General features: G+C 69.6%; 14 protein-coding genes and 1 tRNA gene. 10 read left to right on the top strand and 5 right to left on the bottom strand.

The features are described 5' to 3' along the window. Window positions 1-55 precede the first annotated feature (55 nt). A complete protein-coding gene (locus QO010_RS15630; RefSeq protein ID WP_307350575.1) occupies window positions 56-2,476 on the bottom strand; it encodes a putative bifunctional diguanylate cyclase/phosphodiesterase in 2,421 nt (806 codons plus the stop codon). 126 nt (window positions 2,477-2,602) lie between these two features. Between QO010_RS15630 and QO010_RS15625 the strand changes: the two genes are divergently transcribed. The 5 genes from QO010_RS15625 (at window position 2,603) to QO010_RS15605 (ending at window position 8,087) form a co-directional block, all read left to right on the top strand. Continuing rightward, window positions 2,603-4,360 (top strand): O-linked N-acetylglucosamine transferase, SPINDLY family protein, encoded by a 1,758-nt coding sequence (locus tag QO010_RS15625; protein ID WP_307350573.1) that lies wholly within the window; start codon window positions 2,603-2,605, stop codon window positions 4,358-4,360. A gap of 5 nt (window positions 4,361-4,365) precedes the next feature. After that, window positions 4,366-6,015, top strand: a complete 1,650-nt coding sequence (locus tag QO010_RS15620) for an FAD-dependent oxidoreductase (protein WP_307350572.1) — start codon at window positions 4,366-4,368, stop codon at window positions 6,013-6,015. Further along, the gene (locus QO010_RS15615; protein WP_307350571.1) at window positions 6,012-6,311 is read left to right on the top strand and encodes a UBP-type zinc finger domain-containing protein; all 300 of its coding nucleotides are present in this window, start codon (window positions 6,012-6,014) and stop codon (window positions 6,309-6,311) included. Before QO010_RS15620 ends, QO010_RS15615 begins: the two co-directional genes overlap by 4 nt. A 217-nt stretch (window positions 6,312-6,528) precedes the next feature. Continuing rightward, the gene (modA, locus tag QO010_RS15610) at window positions 6,529-7,290 is read left to right on the top strand and encodes a molybdate ABC transporter substrate-binding protein (RefSeq protein ID WP_307350570.1); all 762 of its coding nucleotides are present in this window, start codon (window positions 6,529-6,531) and stop codon (window positions 7,288-7,290) included. Beyond that, window positions 7,290-8,087 (top strand): TOBE domain-containing protein, encoded by a 798-nt coding sequence (locus QO010_RS15605; protein WP_307350569.1) that lies wholly within the window; start codon window positions 7,290-7,292, stop codon window positions 8,085-8,087. Before modA ends, QO010_RS15605 begins: the two co-directional genes overlap by 1 nt. A gap of 64 nt (window positions 8,088-8,151) precedes the next feature. Here the strand turns inward: QO010_RS15605 and QO010_RS15600 are convergent. Together QO010_RS15600 and QO010_RS15595 are read right to left on the bottom strand one after the other, a co-directional pair. Continuing rightward, window positions 8,152-8,226: transfer RNA gene (locus tag QO010_RS15600), tRNA-Gly, on the bottom strand. A gap of 97 nt (window positions 8,227-8,323) precedes the next feature. Further along, a complete protein-coding gene (locus QO010_RS15595; protein ID WP_307350568.1) occupies window positions 8,324-9,088 on the bottom strand; it encodes a DUF6065 family protein in 765 nt (254 codons plus the stop codon). A gap of 61 nt (window positions 9,089-9,149) precedes the next feature. On the opposite strand from QO010_RS15595, the gene QO010_RS15590 reads away from it, so the two are divergent. The 4 genes from QO010_RS15590 (at window position 9,150) to QO010_RS15575 (ending at window position 11,742) form a co-directional block, all read left to right on the top strand. Then, entirely contained in the window at window positions 9,150-9,656 is a 507-nt protein-coding gene (locus QO010_RS15590; RefSeq protein WP_307350567.1) for a prolyl-tRNA synthetase associated domain-containing protein, read from the top strand. 305 nt (window positions 9,657-9,961) lie between these two features. Then, a complete protein-coding gene (gene trxA / locus QO010_RS15585) occupies window positions 9,962-10,864 on the top strand; it encodes a thioredoxin (RefSeq protein WP_307350565.1) in 903 nt (300 codons plus the stop codon). Between the two features lie 22 nt (window positions 10,865-10,886). Next, window positions 10,887-11,546, top strand: coding sequence for an LON peptidase substrate-binding domain-containing protein (locus QO010_RS15580; RefSeq protein WP_307350563.1), 660 nt, complete (start codon window positions 10,887-10,889; stop codon window positions 11,544-11,546). Between the two features lie 10 nt (window positions 11,547-11,556). Next, window positions 11,557-11,742 (top strand): Trm112 family protein, encoded by a 186-nt coding sequence (locus QO010_RS15575; RefSeq protein WP_307350562.1) that lies wholly within the window; start codon window positions 11,557-11,559, stop codon window positions 11,740-11,742. 233 nt (window positions 11,743-11,975) lie between these two features. Here QO010_RS15575 and QO010_RS15570 read toward each other — a convergent pair whose 3' ends face one another. After that, on the bottom strand, window positions 11,976-13,223 hold the full coding sequence (locus QO010_RS15570; RefSeq protein WP_307350561.1) for a UbiH/UbiF/VisC/COQ6 family ubiquinone biosynthesis hydroxylase: 1,248 nt from the start codon (window positions 13,221-13,223) through the stop codon (window positions 11,976-11,978). Between the two features lie 32 nt (window positions 13,224-13,255). Next, window positions 13,256-16,489 carry a hypothetical protein gene (locus QO010_RS15565; RefSeq protein WP_307350559.1) on the bottom strand — a complete coding sequence of 1,078 codons (3,234 nt, stop codon included), beginning with the start codon at window positions 16,487-16,489 and terminating at the stop codon, window positions 13,256-13,258. Window positions 16,490-16,673: 184 nt separating this feature from the next. On the opposite strand from QO010_RS15565, the gene QO010_RS15560 reads away from it, so the two are divergent. Continuing rightward, entirely contained in the window at window positions 16,674-17,588 is a 915-nt protein-coding gene (locus QO010_RS15560) for a hypothetical protein (protein ID WP_307350558.1), read from the top strand. The last annotated feature ends 35 nt before the right edge of the window (window positions 17,589-17,623 follow it).

The raw sequence follows: 17,623 nt of genomic DNA, 5'->3' as shown, positions 1-17,623 counted from the left end.
TGGGAGGACCGCTCTTCCGGCTCTTCCCGTTGGCGTGGGGGAGCAGCCGGGGCCTCTAAGCCGCCTTGCGCACCTTCTTCGCCTTCACCGGCTCGACCGCCGCCCGGTTCGTCCAGGCCGACAGCGTGTCGGCCGGGGCCGGCCGGCCGATCGCGTAGCCCTGGATCTCGTCGCAGGCCTCGCCGCGCAGGAAGTCCATCTGCTCGGCGGTCTCCACCCCCTCGGCCACCACCGGGATGTTCAGGCTGCGGCCCAGGCCCAGCACGGCGCGGACGATGACCGTGGCGCGGTCGTGGACGTTGATGTTCTCCACGAAGCTCTTGTCGATCTTGATCTTGTCGAACGGGAAGGACTGCAGGGTCGAGAGCGAGGAGAACCCGGTGCCGAAATCGTCCATCGCCACCCGCACCCCCAGGGCCTTCAGCCGGCGCAGGTTGTCCAGCGCCCGCTGATAGTCCTTGAAGAGGGCGCTCTCGGTGATCTCCAGCTCCAGCCGGCTGGGCGACAGGCCGGTCTCGATCAGGATCTCGTGGACGAGGCTCGGCAGGGTCGGGTTGTTGAGCTGCAGCGGCGAAAGGTTGACCGCGATCCGCAACGGCTTTTCCCAGGTCATGGCGTCGGCGCAGGCCCGGCGCAGGACGAATTCGCCCAGCGGGGCGATCAGTCCGCTGTCCTCGGCCAGGGGAATGAAGTCGACGGGCGGGATCATGCCCCGCGTGGCGTGCGGCCAGCGGCACAGGGCCTCGAAGCCGCAGACCTCGCCGTCGGAGGCCCGGGCCAGGGGCTGGTAGTGGACCACCAGCTCCTCGTCGAGGATGGCCTGGCGCAGTTCGCGCGACAGGGTGCGGCGCTGGCGGATGGTCTCGTCCATCTCGCGCTTGAAGAAGCAGTAGGCGCCCCGGCCGCCCTCCTTGGCCCGATAGAGGGCCATGTCGGCATTGACCAGCAGGGCCTCGCCGGTGCGGCCGTCGTCCGGATAGAGCGACACCCCCAGGCTGGCGGCCATGGCCAGCTCCTGGCCCTCGTAGAAGGTCGGGGCCCGAAGCGTTTCCAGCAGACCTCCGGCCAGTTCGGCGGCGGCGGTGGGTTGGTCGGCGTCGGTGATCTGGATGACCACGAACTCGTCGCCCCCCAGGCGGGCGGCGAAGCTCGGCGCGGTGATGGACGCCTGCAGGCGGCGGGCGGTCTCGACCAGCAGGGCGTCGCCGGCATGGTGGCCGTGCAGGTCGTTGGCTTCCTTGAAATGGTCCAGATCGATGCAGATCACCGCCAGGCTCTCGCCGGACGCCTCGACCCGGTCCAGGGCGGCGATCAGCCGGCCCTGCAGGCTGTTGCGGTTGGGCAGGCCCGTCAGGCCGTCATGTTCGGCCAGGTAGCGGATCTTCTCCTCGGCCGTGCGGCGCTCGCGCAGGTCGCGGACAGCCAGTACGGTCAGGCCCGTGGTCTCGATGCGGGCCCCGTCGTCCATCAGGCGCGAGAACACCTCGACCGGGATCTGCCGCCCACCGGACACCGGCTGCAGCAGCCCCTCGCGGCGGGCGTCGCCCTGGGCCAGCGCGCCGAGCGTCGGCAGGCCGGCGTCGAAGCTCAGCATGGCGCCCAGCAGCGGCTTGCCGGTCAGGTCCTCGAGCGGGGCGCCGGCCAGGTCGCAGAAGGCCTGGTTGGCGTCGTTGATCCGGCCGTTCTGGATGACGACGATGCCCTCGTAAGCCGCGTTGGCCAGGGTGCGGATGCGGTCCAGGGCCGAGCGGGTGGTCGAGGCCTCGATGAGGACGGCGCCCAGCCCGCCCAGGATGATCAGGGTGGTGATCGAGGCCACGGCCAGGGTCATCACCCCGCCCGACAGCATCTGCTCGGGCACGAAGACGCTGGCGTCCGGGGTGATGGTGATGGCGGCCATGCCGGCATAGTGCAGGCCGACGAAACCGGCGGTCAGGCTGGCGGCGCCCAGCAGCTGACTGCGCAGGGAGCGGGCCCGGCCGGCCAGCATGAGGGCGGCGGTCGAGCCGCCGACGGCCAGCAGCACCGAGAGCGCGATGGTGGCGGTCTCCCAGGCGATCTGGCCCTGGACCACGAAGGCCGACATGCCGATGTAGTGCAGGGCGGTCAGGCCGCAGGCCAGCAGCATGCCGCCGGCCACCTGGTTGGAACGGCTTTGGCCGAGGCTCGAGCTGGCGAAGCCGCCGCTGATGAACAGCACGCCGGTGATCAGCGAGGTGAAGACGCCGGTCGGCGAATAGCCGATCTTTTCACCGGGCTGGAAGGCCAGCAGCGACAGGAACTGGCTGGCCCAGACCCCCGAGCCGGCCACCAGCGAGGCCAGCAGCAGCCAGGCCCCGTAGACGAGGCCGCGCGCCCCGCGCATACGGCTGTAGAGCTTGAAGGCGGTGAAGGCCGCGCCCAGGCAGACCATGCCGGAGACGACGACCAGGGTCAGATCATGCTGGGAGACCAGCGCCGAGAGGATCTTGAGCACGCCCCACACTCCAGATCGTGGACTGTCCTGAAGCGCGGAGTATCGCTAACAGGTGCGAAAAAAGCGTTTCCAATAACGGCGTGCGGCGAAGAGGTCGCAGGCCAGGCGGTAAAAGGGTTTGCGGCGATGGAGGACGGCCTGGAAAAGGCTAACGGGCTGGCCGCGGCCGGCCGCCACGCTCAGGCCGTCGCCGGCTATGAACGCAGCCTCGCCCGCAACCCCGGCCAGCCCCAGGCCTGGTACAACCTCGGCAACAGCCTGGCCCTGCTCGGCCGCCGCGCCGAGGCGCTGGAGGCGCTGGAGCGGTCCCTCACGCTCGATCCGACCCAGGCCGGCGCCTGGAACAACCGCGCCAACCTGCTGGCCGATCTGCGCCGGCCGCAAGAGGCCATCGTCAGCTTCAACGAGTCCCTGCGGCTGCGGCCGGGCGACCCCTCCACCCTCAACAACCGCGCCCACGCCCTGGCCCAGGCCAAGCGGCCGCTCGAGGCCATCGCCGCCTATGGCGAGGCCTATGCCGCCGATCCGAAATTCCCCTTCCTGGACGGGGCCTGGCTGAACGCCCGGCTCAAGCTCTGCGACTGGGCGGGCGTCGACGCGCATCTGGCCCGGGTCGCGGCGGCCATCGGCCGGGGCGAGCGGGCCGCGACGCCCTTCCTGGCCCTGGGCTTCACCGACGATCCGGCCCTGCAGGCCCAGGCCGCCCGGACCTGGGCCGCGACCCTGGGGCCGCCCGGCCCGCCGGTTCCGGAACCGCCCCCTTCAGACCGCATCCGCCTGGGCTATGTCTCGGGCGACTACCACAACCACGCCATCGCCTGGCTGATCGCCGAGCATGTCGAGCTGATCGACCGGAGCCGCTTCGAGCTCACCGCCTTCTCCTACGGCCCGGCCAGCGACGACGGCATGCGCCGGCGCCTCAGCGCCGGCTTCGAGCATTTCGTCGATGTGCGCGAGATGCCCGACGCCGCCATCGCCGCCCTGGCCCGCGAGCGGGGCATCGACATCGCCGTCGAGCTGACCGGCTTCACCCAGAACGCCCGGCCCGGGATCATGCTCGCCAGAGCCGCCCCGATCCAGGTCAACTATCTGAGCATGCCCTGCACCATGGGCCTGGGCGTCATGGACTACATGCTGGCCGACGGCGTGGTCATCCCGCCCGGCGAGGAGCCGCATTTCGACGAGAAGATCGTCCGCCTGCCCGGGACCTACCAGGTCAGCGACCGCCGGCGGGAAATCTCGGACCGCGCCTTCACCCGCGCCGACCTCGGCCTGCCCGAGACCGGCGTCGTCTATTGCTGCTTCAACAACAACTACAAATTCCGCCCCGAGCGGTTCGCGGTCTGGGTGGCCATCCTGCGCGGCGTCCCCGGCAGCGTCCTCTGGCTGTTCCAGAACGACCCGGCCAGCACCGCCAACCTGCGCCAGGCCGCCGCCAGCCATGGGGTCGATCCGGCCCGGCTGGTCTTCGCCCCGCCCATGCCCTTCCCCGAGCACCTGGCCCGGCAGCGGCTGGCCGACCTCTTCCTCGACACCGCCCCCTACAACGCCCACACCACCGCCAACGACGCCCTGTGGATGGGCCTGCCGGTGCTGACCCTGCCGGGCGGCTCATTCGGCTCCCGGGTGGCCGCCAGCCTGCTGACCGCCTGCGGCCTTCCCGAGCTGATCATGCCGGACATCGAGACCTATGAGGCGACCGCCATTGCCCTCGGCCGCGATGCACAGCGGCTGGCGGCCCTGAAGGCCCGGGTGCTGGCCAGCAGGACGGCCCGGGGTTTCGACACCGGGCGCTTCACCCGCACCGTCGAGACCGCCTACGAAACTATGATCGCCCGCCGCAAGGCGGGGCTTGCGCCGGACCACATGACCCTCGACGATTAGCCGTCATGGCCGAACGCCCCGCCATCGCCGATCCTCGCGACCCCCAGCGGTTTCCCACCCTGGAGGGCGCCGCCATCGAGCGGCTGCGCCATTTCGGCGAGGTCGTCCGCTTCAGGGACGGCGAGGCCCTGGCCAGGGCCGGCCAGACCGGGCGCGGCCTGACCGTGGTGCTGTCGGGCGCCGTCCAGGTCAGCCAGGCCGACGGCCACGGCGGCCATCAGCCCATCGTCGAGCACGGCCCGGGCGGCTTCCTGGGCGAGCTGGCCCAGCTGGCTGGCCGCCCCTCGATGGTCGACAGTATCGCCGTGGGCCCGGTCGAGGCCCTGGTCATCCCGCCCTCCGGCCTGCGCGCCATCCTGGTCGCCGAGGCCGAGCTGGGCGAGATCATCATGCGGGCCCTGATCCTGCGCCGGGTCGGGCTGCTGGAGAGCGGCCTGGGCGGGCCGGTGATCGTCGGCCGGCCCGACGACGCCGACGTGCTGCGCCTGGAGAACTTCCTGACCCGCAACGGCCAGCCGCACCGCTGCCTGGACCCCGAGACCGACCCGGAAGCCGCCGCCCTGATCGAGCCCTTCCATCCCGTCCCGGCCGACCTGCCCATCGTCCTCTGTCCGACCGGCGAGATGCTGCGCAACCCGGACGAGGCGACCCTGGCCCGCTGCATCGGCATGGTCGAGCCGATCGATCCCAATACCCTCTATGACGTGGCCATCATCGGGGCCGGGCCGGCCGGGCTGGCGGCGGCGGTCTATGCCGGGTCGGAGGGCCTCAAGACCCTGGTCGTCGACGCCCACGCCTTCGGGGGCCAGGCCGGGGCCTCGGCCAGGATCGAGAACTATCTGGGCTTTCCCACCGGCATCACCGGGCTCTCCCTGATGGGCCGCGCCTACAGCCAGGCCCAGAAGTTCGGGGTCGAGCTGGCCATTCCCGACAAGGTCACCGGCCTGACCTGCCGGGACGGCACGCTGGAACTGGCCCTGCAGGCCGGTGAAACCGCCAGGGCCCGGGCCGTGGTCATCGCCAGCGGGGCCCGCTACCGCAAGCTCGACCATGTCGATGTCACCCCCTTCGAGAGCGCCAGCGTCCACTACTGGGCCTCGCCGCTTGAGGCCCGGCTCTGCGCGGGCCAGGAGGTGGCCCTGGTCGGGGCCGGCAACTCGGCCGGCCAGGCGGCGGTGTTCCTGGCCGCCCGCTGCGTGAAGGTCTTCATGCTGATCCGCGGCGAGGGCCTGTCGGCCACCATGTCGCGCTACCTGGTCGACCGCATCCAGGCGACCCCCAACATCGAGCTGGTGACCGGGGTCGAGGTCTGCGGCCTGGACGGCCAACAGGGCAAGCTCGACGCCTGCGCCTGGCGTCACCGCACCAGCGGGGAAATCACCCGCCGCGACATCCGCCACCTCTTCCTGCTGATCGGGGCCGAGCCCAACACCGACTGGCTGGCCGACGCCGGGGTCGAGCGCGACCGGGCCGGCTTCGTCCTGACCGGCGACGGCTGCGCCAACCATAGAGCCGCCTTCGAGACCAGCCTGGACGGCGTCTTCGCCATCGGCGACGCCCGTGCCGGCTCGGTCAAGCGGGTGGCCGCCGGGGTCGGCGAAGGCGCCCAGGTGGTCGCCGCCCTGCATGCCTATCTGGCCAAGGAGACGCCATGAGCTGCCAGCATGTCGGCGGAATCTGCACCGTCACCCCCAGCGCCAAGGGCTGCGAGGACTGCCTGAAGACCGGTTCGCCCTGGGTCCACCTGCGCCTCTGCCGCACCTGCGGCCATGTCGGCTGCTGCGACGACAGCCCCAACCGCCACGCCACGGCCCATTTCCACGCCACCAAACACCCCATCATCGAAGGCTACGACCCGCCCGAGGGCTGGGGCTGGTGCTATGCCGACGACGAGGTGGTGGAACTGCCGGACCAGACCCCGCAGCTGGGGCCGATACCGCGGTGGGTATAGGAAAAAGTTGTCCACGAACCACACGAACCACACGAACGGTCCGAGCCAAACTGTGAGCGACCCGAAGGGTCTCTGAATCGAGACGGGCCTTCGGCCGGAAGCGCAGTCGGCGTTCGTGTGGTTCGTGTGGTTCGTGGACAATTCCTAAGACAGCGGCGTTGCCGCGCCCGGCGGGAGAGCGTTATGTAGCGCGACTACATAACGCCGAGACCCCCTCATGCTGCGCCGCGCCCTCCTGGTCCTCGCCCTCGCCCTGGGCCTGACCTCCGCCGCCCAGGCCCAGCCGCAGCCGCTGACCGTCTTCGCCGCCGCCTCGCTGAAGAACGTCCTCGACGAGCAAGGCGCCGCCTTCACCGCCGCCGGGGGGCCGCCGGTGCGGTTTTCGTACGGCGCCTCCTCGGCCATGGCCCGGCAGATCGAGCAGGGCGCCCCCGCCGATCTCTTCCTCTCGGCCGATGTCGACTGGATGAGCTATGTGGCGGGCAAGGGCCTGATCGTCCCCGGCAGCCGCCGGAACCTGCTGACCAACCGCCTGGCCCTGATCGCCCCGGCCGGTTCCACCGTGAAGCTCACCGTGGCCAAGGGCATGCCGATCGGCCGGGCCCTGGGCGACGGGCGACTGGCCATCGCCGCCCCGGAGGTTCCCGCCGGCCGGTACGGCCGCGCCGCCCTCGCCGCGCTGGGGGTCTGGCCGCAGGTCAGGGACCGCCTGGCGCCGGCCGAGAATGTCCGCGCCGCCCTGCAGTTCGTGGCCCGGGGCGAGACTCCGCTGGGCGTCGTCTACGACACCGACGCCAGGGTGGAGCCCGGCGTGCGCATCGTCGGGCTGTTTCCCGAGACCAGCCACCCCAGGATCCTCTACCCGGCCGCCATCCTGAAACGCTCGGCCAACCCGGCGGCGGCCCGGTTCCTGGCCTTCCTGCAGAGCCCCCGGGGCCGGGCCATCTTCCAGAAATACGGCTTCACGGTCCTGCGCTGATGGACGGCCGGCTCACCGCCTCCCTGGTCCTCAAGCGCGGCGCGGCCGCCCGGGTCGGGCTGGAGCGGGCGGCGCTGCTGGAAGCCATCGCCGACACCGGCTCCCTGGCCGCCGCCGCCCGCCAGCTGGGCCTCAGCTACAAGGGCGCCTGGGACGCGGTGCAGGTCCTCAACAACCTCTTCGACGCCCCGCTGGTCGAGGCCGCGCCCGGCGGCCGGTCCGGCGGCGCGGCCGCTCTGACCCCGCGCGGCCGGGCGGTGATCGCCGGCTTCCGGCGGGTGGAGGCCGAGATCGCCGCCGCCCTGGCCCGGCTGGAAACCGGCCTGGCCGGCGCCCCGGACGATGACCTGGGCGCCTTCTGGAGCCTGGGCCTGAAGACCAGCGCCCGCAACGCCCTGCGCGGGACCGTCACGGCCGTGCGGGCCGACGCGGTCAGCGGCGAGGTCGACCTGGCGCTCGGGCAGGGCGCGGCGATCACCGCCATCCTCACCCGCCGCAGTATCGACGACCTGGCCCTGACCCCCGGCCGCGCCGCCATCGCCCTGATCAAGTCCGGCTTCGTCATCCTGGGCGCCTTCAGGACCGGCCCATCCGGCTCCAACCGGATTGCGGGCATCGTCGCCAGCCGCGACGACGGCTCCGAGGCCAGCGAAATCGCCCTCGACATCGGGGGCGGCAAGACCCTGATCGCCGCCCTCCCCCGAAACCTGGCCCGCCAGGCCCCCCAGACCATCGCGGTCGGCGACCGGGTCACCGCCTGGATCGACCCGGCCCACGTCATCCTGGCGGTGGAATAGGCCCAAAACGCAAAACGCCGCCCCCGAAGGAGCGGCGTCTGCGGGCGTTTTCACGCCGGAAATTTGGAGCGGGCGAAGAGATTCGAACTCTCGACCCCAACCTTGGCAAGGTTGTGCTCTACCACTGAGCTACGCCCGCGCTCCTGGACATCCCCAATACCATTTGGCGTGGGGACGCCCGAAAATTCGAGAGGCGGCTTATGGCAGGCCGCCAACCGCTTGGCAAGCGGGGTCCTTCAAACCCCGCGTTTCGGGGCGTTCAGCCGGCGCTTGTTGACGTGAGTGGGCGGGGCCTCGCCGTGGCCCTCCGGCATCTCGCCCTTGAAATAGAACCGCTGCCAGGCCTCACGCAGGGCCTCGGGCTCGCGCTTGTAGATGCGGTTGTTGAACTCCTCGCGGCGCTCGTACCAGGCGGTGTACTGGCCGTGCAGTTCGACATTGCGGTCCAGGCTCTTGATGATCGGCTTGGTCTCGGCCATCGCCTTGTCCTGGGTCAGGGTCACGAAGCAGAAGGGCTCGCCCTTTTCGAACCGCACCCGGCCGGGCCGGGTGAAGATCCAGTTCATGGTGAAGGGGAAGGGCAGCCAGTCGGTCTCGACCAGCCCGACCAGCGGCTGGATGCCGTCCTTGATATGGTTGGGCGCCCCGCCGGCCCACATCGACCAGCCCGGGCTGGTGCGGAACAGATAGCCCGGATGGAAGGTGATGATCCCCGAGGAGAAGTGCGACTTGACCAGGTCGCGGAACTTCGGATCGGGCCGGTCGGGGGTCAGCTTGATGTCGGTGGTGGCCTTGCCGCCGTTCCATTCCGCCGTGAACGGGATGGGGTTGAGGATCTCCCAGCCGGTGGTGTTGGCCATGGCCAGCGGCAGGCAGCGATAGGGGTGGCGGTCGGCGAAGGCCTCCATCCAGGCCCGCTGCGGCCGGCCGGGCACGATCTCGGGCGGCCGCTCGTCGGTGGGGTAGATTTCCAGGAAAGGGGCTTCCACGGGATCGGTCATTGGCGCCTCGAAATCATCTAGCCCTTGACCTCTAGCGCCAGGAACGGGATGCGCAACGGTCATGAAGGACCGCGCCGCCCTCTTCGCCTTTCTCGATGCTCACGGGATCGCCCATTCCACCCTCAACCACCCGGCCGTGTTCCGGGTCGGAGAGGGCGACGACATCAAGGCCAGCCTGCCCGGCGGCCACACCAAGAACCTCTTCCTCAAGGACAGCCGCGACCAGCTCTGGCTGATCTCGGCCCTGGGCGAGACCACCATCGATCTCAAGCGCCTGCCGGCGACCATCGGCTCGGGGCGGCTCAGCTTCGGCAATCCCGAGCTGATGAAGGCGACCCTGGGCGTCACCCCCGGCTCGGTGACGGCGCTGGGCCTGATCAACGATACCGACCACCGCATCCGCTTCGTGCTGGACGCGGCATTGGCGGCGGCCGACCCGGTCAACTTCCACCCCCTGACCAACACCGCCACCACGGCGATTTCGCAGGCGGGCTTTCGGAAATTCCTGGCGGCGCTGGGGATCGAGCCGCTGATTGTCGACTTCGGCAGCCTGTCCTTACTGGCGTAAGAGGGGGGTCGCTTCGCGACAGGAAGATAAGGGAAGAGAAGAAAGATAAGGGGCTGGGATGGCTCCGAAGCGCCGCAGGCATTCCATTCAAAGACGGCCTGCGGCGCCTCTGCCGGAAAGCCGCCGTCGCTTGCTCTTCTTCTCTAAACTTATCTTCCTTCCCGCGAAGCGGCTTAATCCCACCTCGCCGCTCGCGAAGCCCGAGCGGTCCCATCCACCGAAAAACCGCACAGAGATTGAAGCCGCGCCCGATTGCGACCATTTAGGCCGCCAGACGTTGCAGATTTCGGGACCTCGGGACGCTCATGACCCTGATCGGTGAAAACACCGCCCCCGCCGGCGCGGGCGGCGACTACATCAAAGAAGGCTCGGACGCCGGTTTCATCGCCGATGTCGTCAACGCCTCCAAGGACGTCCCGGTCATCGTCGATTTCTGGGCGACCTGGTGCGGCCCCTGCCGCCAGCTCACCCCGGCGCTCGAAAAGGCCGTCAACGCCATGGGCGGGGCGGTGCGGCTGGTGAAGATCGATGTCGACAAGAACCCCGTCTATGCCGGCCAGCTGCGGGTGCAGTCGATCCCCACCGTCTACGCCTTCAAGAACGGCCAGCCGGTCGACGGCTTCATGGGCGCCCTGCCCGACAGCCAGGTCATGGCCTTCGTCGAGAAGCTGGCCGGCCCGCCGCCGCCCGGCGAGGTCGACGCGCTGCTGGGCCTGGCCGCCGAATCGCTGAGCCTCGGCGACCAGGGCGGCGCGGCCCAGGCCTACGCCCAGATTCTCGATCTCGAGCCCGACAACCTCAAGGCCATCGGCGGCCTGGCCCGCATCTACCTGAACGGCGGCGACCTGGAACAGGCCGCCGAGATCGCCGCCCTGGCCCCGCCGGACGCCAAGGACCCCGACCTGGAGGCCGTGCGCGCCGCGCTTCTCCTGGCCCAGAACGCCAACGCCGAGACCGCGCCCTTCGAGCAGCGGCTGGCCGCCGACCCCAACGATCACGAGGCCCGCTTCGAGCTGGCCGGCGCGTTAGCGGGTCAGGGCGACTTCGCCGCCGCCGCCGACCAGCTGCTCGACCTGATCGAGCGCGACCGCACCTGGAACGACGAGGCGGCCCGCAAGCAACTGCTGACCGTGTTCGAAGCGGCCGGCCTGGCCTCGGAGGTCGCCAAGAGCGGCCGCCGGCGCCTGTCGTCCATCCTGTTCAGCTAGGACCCAAAAAAAGGAGCCGGAGATGCCCACTGGCTATCGCAAGGCCACCGACCTGCCCCAGGTGATCCCGGTGTTCCCGCTGGACGGGGCGCTGCTGCTGCCCGGCGGCCAGCTGCCGCTCAACATCTTCGAGCCGCGCTATCTGAACATGATCGACGACGCCATGGCCTCCGACCGGGTCATCGGCATGGTCCAGACGCGGGAGGGCGGCGACCGCCTGCGGCCCCACCTGGCCCCCGTCGGCTGCCTGGGCAAGATCACCGCCTTCGCCGAGACGGGCGATGGCCGCTACATGATCACCCTGACCGGGGTCTGCCGCTTCACGGTGGGCGACGAGCTGCCGGTGCAGACGCCCTATCGCCAGGTGCGGGCCAACTACGCCCCCTATGACGGCGACCTGCGGCCCCAGGACGGCGAGACCCTGGCCGACCGCCAGCCCTTCCTGACCGCCCTGAAACACTATCTCGACCACCGCGGCCTGGAGATCGACTGGGAAAGCGCCCAGGCCGCCCCGCCCGACGCCCTGATCAACAGCCTGGCCATGGCCCTGCCCTTCGAGGCGGCCGAGAAACAGGTGCTGCTGGAAGCGGCCAGCCTGACCGAGCGCCGCGACGTGCTGATCACCCTCTTGGAATTCGACGCCGCCGGCGGCGACGATGACGACCGGCCCCGCTTGCAGTAGAGGGGGTGGCATGAGCGCTCTGGAAATCGACCCCCGCCTGCTGGAAGTCCTGGTCTGCCCGGTCAGCCGGGGGGTGCTGGAGTATGATCGTGAGAAGGCCGAGCTGATCAGCCGCTCGGCGAAGCTGGCTTACCCGATAAGGGATGGGGTGCCGGTGATGCTGCCGGAAGAGGCGCGGTCGCTCGAAGACGAGTAGCCTTCAATCCTCACCCGGAGGGGGAGGGGGACCGCCGCGAAGCGGTGGTGGAGGGGGTTTGAGCCTACATGCAGGGGTCAGAATAAAACGCCGCGGATCGGCTGAGATTAGCTGGACAGAGGTGGATGTAGGGGCTGACCCCCTCCACCACGCCGGAGCCTGTCCTCGGGCGCGCGCTTCGCGCGACCCGGGGGGCGCGGTCCCCCTCCCCCTCCGGGTGAGGATTTAAGAAGCTAAAGCGCCTGCCCCCGCAGCAGCCGTGGCAGATCCCCCACAGCCCCGCCTGCCTCGTGCATGAAGAACCGCCGCGCCGGGGCAATCCGGTTGACCACCCCGATCCCCACGCCCCGCGCCAGCCGCACCAGCGGGTTGTCGTTGGAAAACAGATGCACGAACGCATCGAACCCCAGGGCCAGGGTGGTGTTGTCGAACCGCCGCCACCGCGCATAGCGCTCCAGCACCGCCCCGCCGCCCAGGTCCTCGCCCAGCCGCATGGCCTCGACCAGCACCTGGGCCAGGGCCGCGGCATCCTTCAGCCCCATGTTCAGCCCCTGGCCGGCGATGGGATGCACCCCGTGGGCGGCGTCGCCCAGCAGCACGGCCCGCTCGGCGGTCATCCGTTCGGCCAGGGACAGCGACAGGGGATAGACGAAGGTCGGGCCGACCACCTCGACATGGCCCAGGAACTCGCCGAACCGCCGGCGCAGATGGGCGTGGAAGATTTCCGGGCGCGCATGGCGCAGCGCCTCCGCCCGTGAGCGCTTCTCGGTCCAGACCAGGCTGGCGCGTTGCTCGGTCAGCGGCAGGATGGCGAACGGCCCGCCCGGCAGGAAGTATTCGTGAGCCACGCCCTCATGGTCGCGCTCCAGCTTCACCGTGGCGACGACACCCGACTGCGGATAATCCCAGCCGATCTCCCCGATGCCCATCTGCCGGCGCACCACCGAGCCGCGGCCCTCGGCCCCGACCACCAGCGGCGCGCGCAGCACCCGGCCGTCCTCCAGCGTCACCTCGGCGCCGCCCGGCCCGGTCTTCACCGTCTGCACCCGGGCCGGGGCCAGCACGGTCAGGGCGGGATTGGCCAGCACCGCTTCGCTGAGCGCTGAGCGGGTGCGGCGGTTCTCGATCAGGTAGCCGAGCGGCTCGCCCTCGCTGCGGCCGGCGATCTCGGCCGAATCGAAGCGCAGGTAGAAGGGCGAGGCCGCCCCGGTCGCCGCCCCGGGGGTGCGGCCATCGGTCACCAGGATCTGCTCGATCCGCTGGGCGTGCGGCTCCAGCGCCTCGCCCAGCCCCAGCGCCTTCCATTGCCGGAACGAGGCATAGGCGATGGCCGAGGAGCGGCCGTCGAAGGTCGGCGCCAGCTGGGCGCTGAACGGGGCCGGGTCGATCAGGATGGCGGAAAGGCCGCCGCTGGCCAGGGCCAGGCCCAGGGTCGCCCCGGCCATGCCGGCGCCGGCGATGATCACATCAGCGTCTGCCATGAGCGCTGTATGCGCCCATGGCCCTGGCCGGTCTAGAGCAGCCAGCCGCCGCTATCCAGGTGGACGTCGCCGGTGATCTTCATCCGGTAATCGGCCAGGCCGTCGCCGTTGACATCCAGCGACAGCACGGTGATCCCGCCCGCGAAGCTGAGGGTCATCTCGCCGGCGTGATGGCTGAAGTTGCCGACCAGGTGGAAGGCGTCGTCGTCGACGGTCGAACTGTCGGCGTCGATGGCCGACAGGTCCAGTTTGTCGCCCTGGCCCAGGATCAGGTCGTTGACGGTGTCGACCTCGATGGCCCCGCTGGTGTGGATCGACTCCTGGCGGATGACGAAGGTATCCGCGCCAAGGCCCCCGACCATGACGTCCGACCCGGTTCCGCCGATCAGGGTGTCGTTGCCGTCCAGGCCCTTGAGCACGTCGTCGCCGCCCTGGCCGTCGAGCATGTTGGACCCGGCATTGCCGGTCATGGCGTTGGCCAGGCCGTTGCCGGTTGCCCGGTTGCCGCCCGTTCCGTCCAGCACCAGGTTTTCGATATTGGCCCCCAGGAGGCAGTCCAGGGTGGCGTGAACCGTGTCGGTCCCCTCGCCCTGCCCCTCGACGGCGGTGTCGAGCTTGTCATCGAAATAGTAGACGTCGTCGCCGAGGCCGCCGGTCATGGTGTCGCTGCCCAGCCCCCCGGTCAGCACGTCGTTGCCGTCGCCGCCGTTCAGGATGTCGTTCCCCACCCCGCCGTTCAGCTGGTCATTGCCGGTTCCGCCATTGAGGGTGTCGTTGTCGGCCCCGCCGTCGAGGATGTCGGCGCCACTGCCGCCGTAGAGGGTGTCGTTGCCGATGCCCCCGTCGAGGCGGTCATTGTCGTTCTGGCCGTCCAGGCTGTCGGTCCCGTCCCCGCCGTAAAGCATGTCGGCCCCGTCGCCGCCCAGCAGGGTGTCGTTGCCGAGCCCGCCCTTGATGACGTCGTCGCCGGCGGCTCCGTCGAGGGTGTTGGCCCCGTCGTTGCCGGTGATGGCGTTGGCCACCGCGTTGCCCGCGCCGTTGATGGCGGCGGTCCCTTCCAGCACCAGGTTCTCGAAGTTGGTCGCCAGGACCCAGCTCAGGCTGGCGCGGACGACGTCGGTCCCCTCGCCCGGCAGTTCGGTCAGCTGGTCGTTCAGGTCATCGACGACATAGGTGTCGTCCCCGGTCCCGCCGGCCAGGGCATCGGCCCCCACCCCGCCGTCCAGCCAGTCGCCGTTGGCGCCGCCTTCCAGCGTATCGCCCCCTTCGCCGCCATACAGCAGGTCGGCGCCGTTGCCGCCCAGCAGGTGGTCCAGCCCGATGCCGCCGGTCAGGGTGTCGGCCCCGTCGCCACCCGACAGGGTGTTGTCGCCGTCGTTGCCGGTGATGACGTTGTTCTCGCCGTTGCCGGTCCCGTCGATGTTCGCCGAGCCATCAAGGATCAGCTGCTCGAGGTTGGCCGCCAGGCTCCAGCTGATGACGGCGCGGACGCTGTCATAGCCCTCGCCCGAGGTCTCGTTCGTCGCGTCGCCCAGGTCGTCGACATAGTAGGTATCGTCGCCCAGCCCGCCGGTCATGGCGTCGGCGCCCGTTCCCCCGTTCAGCGTATCGGCGCCATCGCCGCCGTCTAGGGTATCCGCGCCGGCCAGCCCGTTGAGGGTGTCGTTACCGTCGCCGCCCGACAGGGTGTCGGCCCCCGTCCCGCCGCTGGCGGTGTCTGCGCCTGTCGTGCCGGCATAGTTGATCACAGGATCGGGGCTGGCATGGCCCAGCACGATATAGACCGAGCCGCCCCCGGATACCCCGGCCACCACCAGGTCGTCATAGCCGTCGTGGTTGATGTCCCCGGCCGAGGCGACACTCGATCCCATGCGGGCATGGACCGAGTTGATCAGCTTGAAGCCGTTGGTCCCATCGAGGGTGGAAAGATCAAGGTTCGCCGCGAACCCGGCGCGAGTCCCGTAGACGACGTAGGCGGCGCCGTCGTTGTTGCCCCCATCCGGAGCGCCCAGGATGATGTCCTCGATCCCGTCGCCGTTGAAATCACCGGCGGACGCGACCGAGTAGCCCAGCCGGCTGTGCGCCTGGAGGCCACGCATCACGAAGCCGTTGGTCCCGTCGAGGTCCGCGGTGCTGATGCTGGCGTCGAAACCGCCCGACTTGCCGAACACCACATAGACGGCGCCAGCCCGGTCAATGGCGCCGTTGTCGCTCTCCAGGCCGCCGATGATGATGTCTTTGACGCCATCGCCGTTGATGTCGGCGGTGGCGACGGAGGTTCCGCTGAAGCCGTATTCCGCGCCCAGAACCGCAAAGCCGTTCGTCCCGTCCAGGTCATTGATCTGGACATTGGCGTCAAAGCCGTCCCCAGAACCGAACAACACGTAGGTAACGCCGGAATAGGGAACACTGTTCTGCGGGTTGGTCTGGTAGGCCGCGCCGATGATCAGGTCGTCGACGTGGTCCCCGTTGACGTCGCCGGCCGCCATGGCCTTGCCGAACCAGGAGACCACGCCCGGCCCCTCGATCCGGAAGCCGTTGGTTCCGTCCAGGTCGGCGACGTCGATGTCGGCGGCGAACCCGCCTCGATTGCCGAACACCACGTAGGCGTGGCCATAGCCGTTGCGCCAGCTGTCCAGGAAGATGTCCTCGACCCCGTCGCCGTTGAGGTCGCCCGCCGAGCCGACCATGTAGCCGACCGAGTCGTAGACGCTGGTGTCGCCATGGACGGTAAAGCCATTGGCCCCGTCCAGTGCGCTGATATCCATGAGGGCGGGGAAGCCGCCGCCCTCGGAGCCATAGACAACGTAGGCGACACCAGCGAAATGCCCGTTCTGGTCGATGATGGCCGGGGCGCTGAGGATCAGGTCGCCATAGCCGTCGCCGTTGACGTCGGCGTGGCCTACCGAGGTTCCCAGGGCCTCGTTGAAGTCCGGGTCGGCGCTGGCGGTCAGAGCCTGCAGCTGGAAGCCGTTCGTCCCGTCGAGGTCGCCGACATTGAGGTTTTCGGGAAAGCCGCCCGGGCCGCCGTACACCACATAGGCGCGGCCGTGAGAGCGGAATTCGAAGAAGCCGTAACCCTGATTGATGGTTCCGAACCCGAAGGTTTTCGGCACGCCGATGATGAAGTCATCGAAGCCGTCGCCATTAACGTCTCCGGCCGAAGAAACGACAACCTGCGAGGTCGCCAGGTATTGCAACTGGATCGTGAACCCTTGGTCCCCGTCCAGGGTCGCTACGTCGACCACTCCAGCATCGTCAGCCATAGCCTCAAGTCCCCCTAAAACATTCGGCGGGAAACTCGGGGTAAGGGCGGTGAGCGATCAACCGCGCCCTGGCTCACTTCCGGTATTTCATGCCCGCGGGGTGGCTCATTATCGGTATTCCGCCCGGCGGCGCATTTCCGCTAACCTGAAACGGCGAGATCGATGGAGTGGTCTTCGAGTGCCTGTGGCGTCGGTAATCACAATTCAGGACTGGGCGTCCCGCGCCACCGTGCGGATCAGCGGCGACTATCTCCTCGACTGGATTGCGGCGATGCGCGCCCCGTTCGGGGATTTCGATCTGGCGGTGGCCTTCGCCGCGGTGGTCAACGGCTCGATCCGCCATCCAGGCCGGGACGCCGAGCTCAACGGCCTGCCGCCCGGCGAGGGAGCGCCGCGCCAGCCGATGAGCGCCCGCTCGCTGGGCCGTTCCATCCAGCTGCCGCACCAGACGACCCGCCGCCATGTCGAGGCCCTGATCGAGGGCGGCTGGGTCGAACGCCGCGACCTGGGCCTGATCGTAGCGCCGGAGGTGCTCACCGGCCCCCGGCTGCAGCCCGCTGCAAATCTGCTGATGGAGCGGCTGACCGGGATTCTGACGGGGCTGGCGGCCCTGGAAAGCCCTCCGCCGGATTTCCGCCTGGCGCCCGAGCGCGGCGGCCTGTTGCTGGTGCTGACCTGCGACTTCGTCCTGCGCTGGGTGGAGCGGCATATCGCCGTCCCGGGCCAGGTCTTCACCGAGGCGCGTCTGAACATCGGCGGCCTGGTGTTCTGGGCGGTGATGCGGGCCAATCTCCGCCACGTCAACGACGACCCGCGGCTGCAGCGCGCCTATGCCGATCTCACATTGCCCGACCAACTCAAGCGCCCGGTGTCTGTCAGGGAAATTGCCGACACCCTGGAGCTTCCCTACGAGACCCTGCGGGGGTTGGTGCAGAAGATGATCGAGCTGGGGCTGCTGAGCCGGGTCGGCAGGGGGTTGATCGTCAGCGAGGAGAGGCTGGCTACGCCCAGATCCGCCGCCGACCACCGCATAAATCTGACCGACCTGCGCCGACTGCTGAGTCAGCTGACCGAATGCGGCGTGTTGCTGCCGGCCTAAAGCTCCCACCGGTAAACGCCTCTTAACCCTCTTGC

It is taken from the genome of Caulobacter ginsengisoli, assembly GCF_030814835.1.
In the GTDB taxonomy this organism is placed as follows: Bacteria; Pseudomonadota; Alphaproteobacteria; order Caulobacterales; family Caulobacteraceae; genus Caulobacter; species Caulobacter ginsengisoli.
The sequence above is the reverse complement of the archived record's forward strand: the minus strand, read 5'-3'. Positions and strand labels throughout refer to the sequence as shown.